This window comes from Modestobacter italicus (genome assembly GCF_019799965.1).
Taxonomy (GTDB): Bacteria; Actinomycetota; Actinomycetes; order Mycobacteriales; family Geodermatophilaceae; genus Modestobacter; species Modestobacter italicus_A.
In genome coordinates this window covers 135,064-146,912 of record NZ_JABGCJ010000002.1, presented here as the reverse complement: position 1 = coordinate 146,912, position 11,849 = coordinate 135,064, and the positions used below count along the sequence as shown (strand labels likewise).

13 protein-coding genes are annotated in these 11,849 nt (G+C 75.1%); 5 read left to right on the top strand and 8 right to left on the bottom strand.

Annotated elements, in window-relative coordinates:
* The first annotated feature begins 25 nt into the window (after positions 1–25).
* Positions 26–1,105: an NAD-dependent epimerase/dehydratase family protein gene (locus tag HLA93_RS04760; RefSeq protein ID WP_222193151.1), complete on the top strand. Its 1,080-nt coding sequence runs from the start codon at positions 26–28 to the stop codon at positions 1,103–1,105.
* A 64-nt stretch (positions 1,106–1,169) separates the two neighbouring features.
* Here the strand turns inward: HLA93_RS04760 and HLA93_RS04755 are convergent, their stop codons facing one another.
* Positions 1,170–2,324, bottom strand: coding sequence for an acyl-CoA dehydrogenase family protein (locus tag HLA93_RS04755; RefSeq protein WP_222193150.1), 1,155 nt, complete (start codon positions 2,322–2,324; stop codon positions 1,170–1,172).
* 140 nt (positions 2,325–2,464) lie between these two features.
* Between HLA93_RS04755 and HLA93_RS04750 the strand changes: the two genes are divergently transcribed.
* The gene (locus tag HLA93_RS04750; RefSeq protein ID WP_222193149.1) at positions 2,465–3,025 is read left to right on the top strand and encodes a copper chaperone PCu(A)C; all 561 of its coding nucleotides are present in this window, start codon (positions 2,465–2,467) and stop codon (positions 3,023–3,025) included.
* A 125-nt stretch (positions 3,026–3,150) separates the two neighbouring features.
* Here the strand turns inward: HLA93_RS04750 and HLA93_RS04745 are convergent, their stop codons facing one another.
* The gene (locus tag HLA93_RS04745; RefSeq protein WP_222193148.1) at positions 3,151–4,005 is read right to left on the bottom strand and encodes an aldo/keto reductase; all 855 of its coding nucleotides are present in this window, start codon (positions 4,003–4,005) and stop codon (positions 3,151–3,153) included.
* Between the two features lie 161 nt (positions 4,006–4,166).
* On the opposite strand from HLA93_RS04745, the gene HLA93_RS04740 reads away from it, so the two are divergent.
* Together HLA93_RS04740 and HLA93_RS04735 are read left to right on the top strand one after the other, a co-directional pair.
* Entirely contained in the window at positions 4,167–5,432 is a 1,266-nt protein-coding gene (locus HLA93_RS04740; RefSeq protein WP_222193147.1) for an MFS transporter, read from the top strand.
* On the top strand, positions 5,425–6,024 hold the full coding sequence (locus tag HLA93_RS04735) for a histidine phosphatase family protein (RefSeq protein WP_222193146.1): 600 nt from the start codon (positions 5,425–5,427) through the stop codon (positions 6,022–6,024). Before HLA93_RS04740 ends, HLA93_RS04735 begins: the two co-directional genes overlap by 8 nt.
* Positions 6,025–6,131: 107 nt before the next feature.
* On the opposite strand, the gene HLA93_RS04730 is transcribed toward HLA93_RS04735, so the two are convergent.
* Positions 6,132–7,214, bottom strand: a complete 1,083-nt coding sequence (locus HLA93_RS04730; RefSeq protein ID WP_222193145.1) for an EAL domain-containing protein — start codon at positions 7,212–7,214, stop codon at positions 6,132–6,134.
* 121 nt (positions 7,215–7,335) lie between these two features.
* Between HLA93_RS04730 and HLA93_RS04725 the strand changes: the two genes are divergently transcribed.
* Positions 7,336–7,950, top strand: coding sequence for a TetR/AcrR family transcriptional regulator (locus HLA93_RS04725; RefSeq protein ID WP_308127945.1), 615 nt, complete (start codon positions 7,336–7,338; stop codon positions 7,948–7,950).
* 21 nt (positions 7,951–7,971) lie between these two features.
* Here the strand turns inward: HLA93_RS04725 and HLA93_RS04720 are convergent, their stop codons facing one another.
* The 5 genes from HLA93_RS04720 to HLA93_RS04700 all read right to left on the bottom strand — a co-directional run bounded on the left by HLA93_RS04720 (position 7,972) and on the right by HLA93_RS04700 (position 11,848).
* Positions 7,972–10,224 (bottom strand): heavy metal translocating P-type ATPase, encoded by a 2,253-nt coding sequence (locus HLA93_RS04720; RefSeq protein ID WP_308127944.1) that lies wholly within the window; start codon positions 10,222–10,224, stop codon positions 7,972–7,974.
* Positions 10,221–10,427 (bottom strand): heavy-metal-associated domain-containing protein, encoded by a 207-nt coding sequence (locus tag HLA93_RS04715; protein ID WP_222193144.1) that lies wholly within the window; start codon positions 10,425–10,427, stop codon positions 10,221–10,223. Before HLA93_RS04715 ends, HLA93_RS04720 begins: the two co-directional genes overlap by 4 nt.
* Before the next feature lie 39 nt (positions 10,428–10,466).
* A complete protein-coding gene (locus HLA93_RS04710; protein ID WP_222193143.1) occupies positions 10,467–10,760 on the bottom strand; it encodes a metal-sensitive transcriptional regulator in 294 nt (97 codons plus the stop codon).
* A 44-nt stretch (positions 10,761–10,804) separates the two neighbouring features.
* Complete coding sequence (locus tag HLA93_RS04705; protein ID WP_222193142.1) at positions 10,805–11,302, bottom strand: DUF427 domain-containing protein; 498 nt, start codon at positions 11,300–11,302, stop codon at positions 10,805–10,807.
* 102 nt (positions 11,303–11,404) lie between these two features.
* The gene (locus HLA93_RS04700; RefSeq protein WP_222193141.1) at positions 11,405–11,848 is read right to left on the bottom strand and encodes a GNAT family N-acetyltransferase; all 444 of its coding nucleotides are present in this window, start codon (positions 11,846–11,848) and stop codon (positions 11,405–11,407) included.
* Position 11,849 lies beyond the last annotated feature (1 nt).

Genomic DNA, 11,849 nt, shown 5'->3' with positions numbered 1-11,849 from the left:
CGGGCGTCGGGGGTAGCGGCTGCACATGGCTGAGACACCCAGCGGGCTCCTCCCGGGCACCACCGTGGCGATCACCGGCGCCAGTGGCAACGTCGGGACGGCGCTGCTGCGCCGGCTCGCCGACGCCGGCGTCACCGAGGTCCGGGGCCTCGCCCGGCGGCGGCCTCCGCAGACCGAGCCCTACGCCGGCGTGCGCTGGTACTCCGCGGACCTGCAGTCCCCCGACAGCGAGCCGGTGCTGGCCGAGTTCCTGGACGGGGTCGACGCCGTCGTGCACCTGGCCTGGGCGCTCATCCCCGACCGCGAGCCCGAGGTGCTGCACGCGGTGAACATCGAGGGCACCCGCCGGGTGCTGGCCGCCGCCGGCGCGGCCGGTGTGCCGCACGTGGTGCACATGTCCTCGATCGGCACCTACGCCGCCGGCCCGCAGACCCACCCGGTGGGCGAGGACTGGCCGGCCACCGGCGTGCCCAGCTCGCAGTACAGCCGGCAGAAGGTCGAGTGCGAGCGGATGGTGCGGGAGTTCGACGCCGCGCACCCCGACGTCACCGTCTCGGTGACCCGCCCGACGCTGGTGCTGCAGCCCGACGCCGCCAGCGAGATCGGCCGGTACTTCCTGGGCCCGGTGCTGTTCCCGGCGGCCCGCGCGCTCCCCGCGCCGGTGGCGAAGCTGTTGCCGCTCCCGCTGCCCGGCTCGTTGCACCTGGGCTTCGTGCACGCCGACGACGTCGCCGACGCGATCGCCCGGATCATCGACCGGCGGGCACCCGGGGCGTTCAACCTCTCGGCGCCACCGAACTTCGATGCCGACGGGCTGGCCCGGGCCCTCGGCGTCCGGCGGGTGCCGGTGCCGGCCGCCGTGCTGCGCGCCGGCATGCAGGGGGCGTTCCTGGCCCGCGTGCTGCAGATCGAGCCGGGCTGGCTGGACCTCGGCCTGGGCGTGCCGCCGCTGGACACCACGCGGGCGCGCACCGAGCTGGGCTGGCGAGCCACGCACAACGGTGGCGACCTGCTGCGGGAGTTCGTGGCCGCGCTGGGCAGCGGGCAGGGGCACACCGGCCCGCTGCTGCACGGCGGCACCGGCCCTGAGCACACCCCCGCCTGAGGAAGGACCCCCGCGCCCCCCACCACTCGCGAGCTCGTGGCGGGCCCCTGCACGGGGGCCGGGGCTAGTTCCTGGGCATGCCGGCGGCGCGGAGGAGGGCGCCGCCGATGATCACCTTCTGCACCTCGCTGGTGCCCTCGTAGAGCCGGTACAGCCGGGCGTCGCGGTAGAAGCGCTCGACCGGGGTGGTGCGCAGGTAGCCCAGCCCGCCGTGCACCTGCACGGCCCGGTCGGTGGCCCGGCCGACCATCTCGCTGCAGAACAGCTTCGCCGCCGAGGGGCCGACCGAGGTGTCCGCACCGGAGTCGTAGCGGGCGGCGACGTCGACGACCATGCTGCGGGCGGCCAGCAGCTCGGTGTGCATGTCGGCGAGCATCGCCTGCACCAGCTGGAACCGGCCGATCGGCGCCCCGCCCTGCTTGGCGGTGGCGGCGTAGGCCACCGACTCGTCGAGCACCCGCTGCGCCATCCCGACGCAGAGCGCGGCGATGTGCAGCCGGCCCCGGGAGAGCACGGTGAGCGCCTTGGCGTACCCGCGGCCCTCCTCGCCGATCAGCGCAGGAGCAGGCACCCGGGCCTCGTCGAAGAACACCTCCGCCGTCCACGCGCCGGACTGGCCCATCTTCTTGTCCCGCGGGCCGACGGTCACCCCGAGGGCGGCCGCGTCGACGACGAAGGTGGAGATGCCGCGGCCGCCGCGCTCGGCCGGGTCGGTGCGGGCGAAGACGACGAACAGGTCGGCGATCGGCGCGTTGGTGATGTAGCGCTTGCCGCCGCTGATCACCCATTCGTCGCCGTCCCGGCGGGCGGTGGTGCGCAGGCCGGCCGGGTCGGAGCCGGCCTCGGCCTCGGTGAGCGCGAAGGAGCCGATCAGCTCCCCGGCCGCCAGCCGCGGCAGGTACGTCTTCCGCTGCTGCTCGTCGCCGAACTTGGCGATCACCTGACCGGCGATGCCGTTGTTGGTGCCGAACAGCGAGCGGAACGCCGGCGTCGTGTAGCCGAACTCGAAGGCCAGCTGCACGTCCTCGCTCATCGTGACGCCGAGCCCGCCGTGCTCCTCGGGCAGCGCGTAACCGAACAGCCCCATCTCGGCGGCGGCGGTGCGCAGCTCGTCGGGGATGCGGTCGTGGAGGTCGATCTCCTCCTCGCGGGGGACGACCACCTCCCGCACCAGCTGGCGAACGGCGTCCTTGACCTGGCGGAAGACATCGGTGTCCACCCGGCCATGGTGCCGCGCCGGCACGGCCGGCGCACCGCCGGACCTTACGAACAGATGACGTCGGGGCCCCCGTCGTCCTCGGTCGGCCCCCCGTGGGTACCCGACGGGGCAGACGAGCGAGGACGACGGAGAGGACGACGATGAGCGAGCACACCGCCCGCCGCTGGGCCCCGGCGCTGGCGCTGGCCGCCGCGCTGACCACCACCGCGTGCACCAGCGACGTGCCGAGCGAGACCCCTGGGGTGGAGGTGCCGGGCGGGAACGCCATGGCCGACGAACGGGTCAGCGAGGACGTCAAGGTGACCAACGTCGAGCTGCCCTACCCCCCGGACGGTGTCTGGGAGGCCGGCGCGGACGTCGAGCTGCAGATGGCGATCAGCAACACCAGCCCGACCGAGGCCCGGCTGGTCGGGGTGACCGGCGCGGGGTTCACCGACGTGCGCGACGCCGACGGCACCGACGGCGTGGACATCACCATCCCGGCCGGTGAGACGGTGCTGCTCGGTGACGACGGGGTGGCGCGGCTGACGCTGGTCGGGCTCACCCAGAGCCTGCGCTCGTCGCAGGCGGTCCCGGTGACGCTGGAGTTCGCCGACGCCGGCACCGTCGACGTTGAGGCCACCGTCTCCCCCGAGGAGCCGGACCCGGGCGACGAGACCGGCGTCCCGGAGCCGGGCGGCGCCAGCACCAGCGACGGCTGACCCGCCCCACGACGCACACCGTCCCGGCGCCCACGGCTCGTGCCGTGGACACCGGGACGGTGCGGGAGCGACCCCGCTGCAGGGCCCGCCACGAGCCTGCGGGTGGTGGGGCAGCGGGTCCGACCTCAGGCGAGGGCGTCCAGGCGGGCGACCTCGTCGGCGGACAGGGTGAGCTGCGCGGCGCCCATGTTCTCGGTGAGGTGCTCGACCGACTTGGTGCCCGGGATGGGGAGGATGACCGGCGACTTCTGGAGCAGCCAGGCCAGCGCCACCTGCGCCGGGGTGGCGTCGAGCTCCTTCGCGACCGCGGCGACCGGGCTGTCGGGCTTGGCCAGGTCACCGGTGGCGATCGGGAACCACGGGATGAAGGCGATGCCCTCGGCGGTCGCGTAGTCCAGCACGTCCTGGGACTGCCGGTTGGTCAGGTTGTACAGGTTCTGCACGCTGACGATCTCGGTGATCTCCCGTGCCGCCTCGAGCTCGTCGACGGAGACCTCGGAGACGCCGATGTGGCGCACCTTGCCCTCCTCCTTGAGCTCGGCGAAGGCACCGAGCTGGTCGGCCAGCGGCACCTCGGGGTCGATGCGGTGCAGCTGGATCAGGTCGATCCGGTCGACCTTGAGGTTGCGCAGCGACAGCTCGACCTGCTGCTTGAGGTAGGCCGGGCGGCCCACCGGCGGCCACACGCCCGGGCCGGTGCGGGTGAGCCCGGCCTTGGTGCCGATGACCAGGCCGTCGGGGTACGGGAAGGCCGCCTCGGCGATGATCTGCTCGCTGACCTGGGGGCCGTAGGAGTCGGCGGTGTCGATGAAGTCGACGCCCTGCTCGAGGGCGGCCCGGACGACGGCGAGCGCGCCCGCGCGGTCGGCCGGCTCGCCCCAGACGCCGGGGCCGGTCAGCTGCATGGCGCCGTAGCCGAGGCGGTGGACGGTGAGGTCCCCGCCGAGGTCGAAGGTGAGCGGGGTGGTGGCGGTGGTCATGCGTCCTCCTGGGGTCGGCAGCCCCCGGTCCGCGCCGCGGGGGTCTCGTTGCGCACAAGCGAACGGGCCTGCCTCCCCTTCCCGACACCGCCTCATGTGACCGGCTGCACATCGGCACCCCGCTGTCGGGCACCGGCCCGCCGGAGGAGGAAGGTGGACCGGTGCAACGAGGACGACGGGGCGCGACGGCGGCCCTGCCGCTCCTGCTGCTGGCCGGTGTGCTGCTGGTCGCGCTGAACCTGCGTGGACCGCTGGTCGCGGTCGCCCCCGTGGTGGACGCGCTGCGCGCCGACCTGCGGGTCGGCGCCGGGACCATCGGGCTGCTGACCAGCATCCCGGTGCTCTGCTTCGGCCTGGCCGCGCCGCTGGCCTCGCTGCTCATCGCGCGGACCGGGGTGCACCGGGCGGTCGTCGTGTCGATGGCGGGGGTGCTCGCCGGCACCCTGCTGCGCTCGCTGGGCAGCCCGGGCGCCGCCGTCGCCGGCACCGTGGTGATCGGCCTGGCCATCACGGTGGGCAACGTCGTCGTCCCGGTGGTCATCGGCCGCGACTTCCCCGGCGCCACCAACGTGGTCACCGCCGCGTACACCGCCGCGCTCAACGTCGGGTCCACGCTCACCTCCGCGCTCACCGCGCCGCTGGCCGACCTGGTGGGCTGGCAGGCGGCGCTGGCCTCGTGGGGGCTGCTGGTCGTCGTCGCGGCGACGGTGTGGACCGCGGCGCTGCGCCAGCAGACCGCACGAGCGGCGGCGGCCGAGGCGGCCGGCACGGCGCCACCGCCCCGCGCGCCGGTCGCGCCCGGCCGCTCGGTCTGGCGCCAGCCGGCTGCCTGGGGGCTCACCCTCGCCTTCGCCGGGCAGGCGTTCAGCTACTACGGGGCGACGGCGTGGCTGCCCACCCTGCTGTCCGACGAGAACGGCATGTCCCGGGCAGCCGCCGGCGCGAGCTCCTCGCTGTTCCAGGTGTTCGCCGTCGTGGGGGCGTTCTCCGTGCCGGCGCTGGTGGCCTGGTGGAAGCGGCCGGCACTGGTGCTGCTGGCGGTCACCGTCGTGTGGGCGGCGCTGCCGCTCGGGCTGCTGGCGGCCCCGGGCCTGTGGGCGCTGTGGTGCTGCCTGGCCGGGATCGCCCAGGGCGGCGGCATCACCGTCGTCTTCATCGCCATCGTCCGCCGCTCCCGCGACCTCACCGAGAACCGGCGGCTCTCGGCGATGGTGCAGGGTGGCGGGTACGTCGTCGCGGCGACCGGCCCGCTGGTCATCGGGGCGGTGCACGAGGCGACCGGCGGTTGGACGCTGCCGCTGCTGGTCATCCTCGGCGCAGTGGTCGTCATGGCCGTCGCGGGCACGGCGTCCGCCGGTGGCCGCACCGAGACCGACAACGAGGTGGGGACCCGACCGGTCCCCGCAGAGGAGGCACGTCGTGGGTGAGCTGGTCGTCGTCCGGCACGGACAGACCGAGTGGAGCAGGAGCGGGCAGCACACCGGCCTGACCGACCTGCCGTTGCTGCCCGGCGGCGAGGACGACGCCCGGCGGCTGAAGCCGGTGCTCGCGGGGCGGGAGATCACCCACGCGTTCGTCAGCCCACTGGTCCGGGCGCGGCGCACCGCGGAGCTGGCCGGCCTGTTCGACGGCGGCATCGAGGCGGTGCTCGAACCGGACCTGGTGGAGGTCGACTACGGCCGGTGGGAGGGGAAGACGACCCCGCAGATCCGCGAGGAGCTGGGCACGTCGTGGTCCCTGTGGGCCAACGGCACCGAGCCCGGCGACACCCCGGGCGAGTCACTCGCCCAGGTCGCCGAGCGGGTCGACCGGGTGCTGGAGCGGGTGCGCCCGCTGCTGGCCGACGGCGACGTCGCGGTGGTCGCGCACGGGCACCTGCTGCGCATCCTCACCGCCCGGTGGCTCGGCTTCGGCCCGGAGCGCGGCGCGCTGTTCCCGCTGGCGACCGGCCGCTACGGCGTCCTGGGCTTCGAGCACGACTGGCCCGCGCTGACCGGCTGGAACACCGGCTGCCCCTGAGGAAGGACCCCCTCGCCCCCGCAGCTCGCTACGGGACCCTGCACGGCCCCGCTGCAGGGCCCCGCCGCGAGCTCGCGAGTGGTGGGGCCCTGCAGCGGGGTCCTTCCTCAGGCGAGGACGAGCTCGGGCTCGGCCTCGGGCTCCGGGCGCACCGGCCGGCCGAAGAGCCAGCCCTGCCCGAGGTCGGCACCGATCGCGCGGGCCCGGTCGGCCATCTGCTCGTTCTCGATGCCCTCGGCGACGACCAGCCCGCCCTGCACGTGGGCCAGCTCGGCGAGCGCGCGGGCGATGGCCTGGGGGCCGGGCTCGTGCAGCCGGGCCACCAGCGTCTTGCTCAGCTTCAGCACGTCCGGCCGCACCACCGACACCAGCGCCAGGCTGGACCAGCCGACGTGCACGTCGTCCAGCGCGATCCGCCAGCCCAGCGACCGGTGGTGCTCGAGCACGGAGAGCAGGTGCTCCCGGTCGGTGACCGCGTGCGAGGCGACGACCTCGAACACCAGCTGGCGGGGGTCGATGCCGCTGTCGTGCACGGCCCGCTCGGTGCTCGCCAGGCAGACCGACGGCCGGGAGATGGCCGCCGGGTTGGAGTTGACGTAGAGGTCGGCGCCGCCCAGCCACCCGGCCGCGTGGCTGATCGCCACCTCACGGGCGAGCCGGTCCAGCCGGCGCAGCCAGCCGGCCCGCTCGGCGAGGAAGAAGAGGTCTCCCCCACCGACCTCACGGCCGTCGACGCGGCCGCGCAGCAGCGCCTCGTGGCCGACCATGCCACCGCTCGTGAGCGACATGATCGGCTGGTAGACCGGCCACAGCTCGGCCTCGGTGAGCAGGCCCATCTCCACGGTCACCCCGCGGCGGGCCAGCTCCACCGCCAGGGTCGGTGCGGTGAGCAGCCGGGTGGCCAGGGCGACGCCGTCCCCGGGCGGGTCGGTGGTCACCCGGACGGCCTCGGTCTCGGCCGCGGTGAGCTCCCGGGCCAGCCGCTGCAGCAGCCGGTCGATCCGCCGGCCGCCGCCCTCGTCGTCCACGACGTCGAGCAGTCCGGGAGCCGTGCCGATCCGCAGCCCCATCGCGCCGGCGACGCGCGAGATGCTCGGCAGCACGTGGTCGAGCGTGCTCGCCAGCAGGAGCCGGCGGGCAGACTGCGGGGTCCCCCAGGAGGGACGAACAGCGTCAGCGGGCCCGGTCACGGCAGCAGGATGACTCACCGTGATGCGGCGACCACGCAGGCGCGCGGATGTCGGCGCGGACCGACGGGAAAGGGGGCCAGGTCACAACGTCGGTGAAGATCAACAAGGCTACTGTTCAGGCGTGCCTGCCCTCACGCCCGACGACCGCCCCGCTCGCGGCGGGCGGCCCCGCGACCCCTCCCGTGACGAGGTGATCCGGGCGGCGATCCTCCGGGTGCTGGCCGAGTCCGGCTACAACGGTCTGACCATGGACGCCGTCGCGAGCGCGGCCGGGGTGGGCAAGGCGACGATCTACCGGCGCTGGCGGACCAAGTCCGACCTGGTGGCCGACGCCGTGGCCGAGCTCAGCCAGCTGTCCATCGAGGCCCCCGACACCGGCTCGCTCGAGGGCGACATGCGCCTGCTGCTGCGCTGGCTGGTCGGCGCGGTGAACGGGCCGCTCGGCGCCGCGACGCTGTCGCTGCTGTCCGCGCTGCCGCACGAACCCGGTCTGCGGGAGGCGTTCCAGAACGGTCCGATGACCGTGTGGAGCACCTGTTTCCGGCACGTCTGGGAGCGGGCCGAGGCGCGCGGCGAGGTCGGCCCCACGGTGATGGGCACCGCAGTGGCCTCCACGGCCAGCTCCCCGATCCTGCAGCGCTGGCTGTTCAGCGGCGAGCCCGTCCCGGAGGCGTTCGCCGACGAGGTGCTCTCCGACGTGGTCATGCCCCTCGTCGCCGCCCGCCGGGCCGCCTGACCGGTCAGGCGGCCCGGCGGATCAGGCCGGCGCGGTGACCGAGCGGAAGCGGCGCAGCCGCAGGCTGTTGGTCACCACCAGCAGCGAGGACGCCGCCATCGCCAGCCCGGCCAGCAGCGGGTTGAGGAACCCCAGCGCGGCCAGCGGCACCAGGGCCACGTTGTAGGCGAAGGCCCAGAACAGGTTGCCCTTGATCACCGCGAGCGTGCGCCGGGAGAGCCGGACGGCGTCGACCGCGGCGTCCAGGTCGGCGCGCACCAGGGTCAGGTCGCTGGCCTCGATCGCCACGTCGGTGCCCGACCCCATGGCCAGCCCCAGGTCGGCCTGGGCCAGCGCGGGGGCGTCGTTGACGCCGTCCCCGACCATCGCGACCACCCGCCCGCGGGCCTGCAGGTCGCGGACGACCTCGACCTTGCCGGCCGGCAGCACCCCGGCGACGACCTCGTCGGGGCCGAGCCCGACGGCCGCGGCGACCGCAGCGGCGGCCCCGGGGTTGTCGCCGGTGACCAGCACGGGTGACAACCCGAGCGCGCGCAGCCGGGTGATGGCGGCGGCACTGGTCGGCTTGACGGTGTCGGCGACGACGACCACGCCGCGCACCTCGCCGTCCCAGGCCACCCGGACGGCGGTGCGCCCGGCGGCCTCGGCGGCGTCAGCGACCGCGGCGAGGTCGGCCGGCGCCGGGGGCAGGTCGCCGCGGGTGCCGATGACCAGGTCGTGGCCCTCGACGGTCCCGGTGACACCGATGCCGGCCTGGCTGGCGAAACCGGTGACCGGGGCGAGGGGCGCCCCGGCGGCGGCGACGACCGCGCGGGCGATCGGGTGCTCGGAGCCGGCCTCGACGGCGGCGGCCAGCCGGAGCGTGTCCGGGTGGCCGGCGACCTCGACCACGCTCATCTGACCGGTGGTCACGGTGCCGGTCTTGTCCAGCACGACCGTGTCGATGGTCCGGGTGCTCTCCAGCACCTCCGGGCCCTTGATCAGCACGCCCAGCTGGGCGCCGCGGCCGGTGCCGACCAGCAGCGCGGTCGGGGTGGCCAGGCCGAGTGCGCACGGGCAGGCGATGACCAGCACGGCGACGGCGGCGGTGAAGGCTGCCGTCACGTCGCCGGTGGTGAGCAGCCAGGCCGCCAGGGTGCCCAGCGCGATGACCAGCACGACCGGTACGAACACCGCCGAGACCCGGTCGGCCAGTCGCTGCACCTGTGCCTTGCCGCTCTGCGCCTGGGTGACCAGCCGGCCGAGCTGGGCCAGCGTCGTCTCCACGCCGACCCGGGTGGCCTCGACGACCAGCCGGCCGCCGACGTTGACCGTCGCGCCGGTGACCCGGTCGCCCTCGGCGACCTCGACCGGCACGCTCTCCCCGGTCAGCATCGACAGGTCGACCGCGGAGCTGCCGCTGACCACGACCCCGTCGGTGGCGACCTTCTCCCCCGGCCGGACGACGAAGCGGTCACCCACGGCCAGCTGCCCGATCGGCACGCGCACCTCGCGGCCGTCGCGCAGCACCGCCGCGTCCTTGGCGCCCAGCTCCAGCAGGGTGGCCAGGGCGGCCCCGGAGCGGCGCTTGGCGCGGGCCTCTGCCCACCGCCCGGCCAGCAGGAAGACGGTCACCGCGGCAGCGACCTCGAGGTAGATCTCGTGGGTGCCGGCGCCGCGCTCGGGGACGAGCGCGAACTCCATCCGCATGCCGGGCATCCCCGCGTCACCGAGGAACAACGCCCACAGCGACCACAGGTAGGCGGCGGTGATGCCGATCGAGACCAGCGTGTCCATGGTGCTGGCCCCGTGCCGGGCGTTCACCACCGCGGCGCGGTGGAACGGCCAGGCGCCCCAGACCGCGACCGGGCTGGCCAGGGTCAGCGCCAGCCACTGCCAGTTGTCGAACTGCAGCGCCGGGACCATCGACAGCAGCAGCACCGGCAGGGCGAGCGCGGCGCTGACCAGCAGCCGCTGCCGCAGCGCCGCCTCCGGGGTCGCGGCGGCAGCCGGCTCGTCGTCCTCGGCCGCCGGCGGGGCCGGCAGCGCGGCGGAGTAGCCGGCCGCCGCGACGGTGGCCAGCAGCCGGTCGGTGTCGACCCGGGCGGGGTCGTACCGCACGGTGGCGGCCTCGGTCGCGTAGTTGACGCTGGCCCGCACGCCGTCGAGCTTGTTGAGCTTGCGCTCGATCCGGTTGGCGCAGCTGGCACAGGTCATGCCGGTGATGTCGAGGCGGACCTCGTCCTCGGCGGCCGGGCTGCCGGTGGACGGGCCCGCCTGGGGCCCGGCGGTCACGCCGGCTGCGCGGTGTAGTCGCCGGCCTCGGCGACGGCGGCCTGCACCTGGTCGGCGGTCACGTCGCCGACGACGTGCAGCCGGCCCGACGCCAGGTCGACGTCGACCTCCTGCACACCGGCGAGCTCGTTGACCTCCTCGGTGACGGAGGCGACGCAGTGCTGGCAGGTCATGCCGGTGACGGTGAAGTCCAGGGTCTGCACGGTGGTTCTCTCCTCGGCTCGGTGGATCGGCTCGGTGGATCAGGAACGGACGAGCCGGGCGATGGCGGCGGAGGCCTCGGCGATCTTCTGCTCCGCGGCGGCGCCGTCGTCCTCGGCACTGCTGGCCACCGCGTCCCGCACGCAGTGCCCCAAGTGGTCGTCGAGCAGCCCGAGGGCGACCGCCTGCAGCGCCTTGGTGGCCGCCGAGACCTGGGTGAGGACGTCGATGCAGTAGGTGTCGTCCTCGACCATCCGGGCGATGCCGCGGACCTGGCCCTCGACCCGCTTCAGGCGCGCGAGGACCTCGTCCTTGTTGCCGGCGTAACCCGTCATGCCGACGAAGGTACCCCCGGGGGGTACCCGTCGCAAGGGTCGGGTCACCAGCCGCGGGTGCCCGGCTCCCCCTTGAACGGGCCCACCACCTCGTCGGTGATCCAGCCGCCGTAGAAGTCACCGGCCTGGGCGCGCACCGGCTCGCCGTCGACCGTGGCCGCGTCCAGCCGACTCGGGTAGAAGGCCAGCGCCCCGCGCAGCTGCTCGTAGCCGGCGGTCGGCCGCTCGTAGGACCAGGCGATCGACGGGTGGCGCACCCCGTCGACCACGGCGTCCCAGTAGGTGGCCATGCCCTTGAACTCACACCACGACGACCCGGCCGCCTGCTCCAGGACGCCGGGCGCGACGTCGTCCCGGGGCACGTAGAAGACCGGCGGGTGGCTGGTCTCGCAGACCCGGACGGCCCGGTCGGTGCGGGCGATCACCTGCCCGCCGAGGACGACCTCGATGCGCCGGCCGGTCACCTGCGCCGACGGCGGGCGCGGGTAGCTCCAGACCGACTCCTGGCCGGGTCCGACGGGGTCGCGCGGCGGTGGGTGCACGCCGCCGAGTGTGCGCCCGCGGCCGCGGGCGCACCGAGTGCTGACCTGCGCACCCCTGGACCGGGCGCCAGACGTGCACAGGTGGACAGTGGGCGGCCGAGGTCAGGGCTCCCAGACGAAGGTGAGGTCGGGCTCGCCCTCCTCGTCGGCCGCGCCGCCGCTCTCGGCGACCACCCCGCAGCCGTGCCGCGCGCAGCAGGCCCGCGCGGCCGCGTTGCGGGTGGAGACGGCGAAGGTGGACCCGGCGGGCTCAGCGGCCCGGGCCTGCCGGGACAGCAGCGTGCCGATGCCCTGCCGGCGCCGGTCGGGGCGCAGGTACAGCTGTTCCAGACGGCCGTCGTCCACCGTCACGAACCCGAGGAGGTCGTCGTCCTGCACCGCGACCCAGGTCCGCCACCGGGTCAGGACGACGTGCTCGACCCACCAGCGCGTCTCGGCGTCGGTGTGCAGCCGCAGCAGCCAGGGCATCGCGGCGGCCCGCGAGGCCGGGTGGACCGCGGTGACCGCGTCGGCGTCCCGGACCGTGGCCCGGCGGACGCCGATCACG

Coding starts and splice junctions, on each gene's coding strand:
- HLA93_RS04760 (WP_222193151.1), top strand. CDS start 26: ATGGCTGAGACACCCAGCGGGCTCCTCCCGGGCACCACCGTGGCGATC.
- HLA93_RS04750 (WP_222193149.1), top strand. CDS start 2,465: ATGAGCGAGCACACCGCCCGCCGCTGGGCCCCGGCGCTGGCGCTGGCC.
- HLA93_RS04745 (WP_222193148.1), bottom strand. CDS start 4,005: ATGACCACCGCCACCACCCCGCTCACCTTCGACCTCGGCGGGGACCTC.
- HLA93_RS04710 (WP_222193143.1), bottom strand. CDS start 10,760: ATGACGGGTTACGCCGGCAACAAGGACGAGGTCCTCGCGCGCCTGAAG.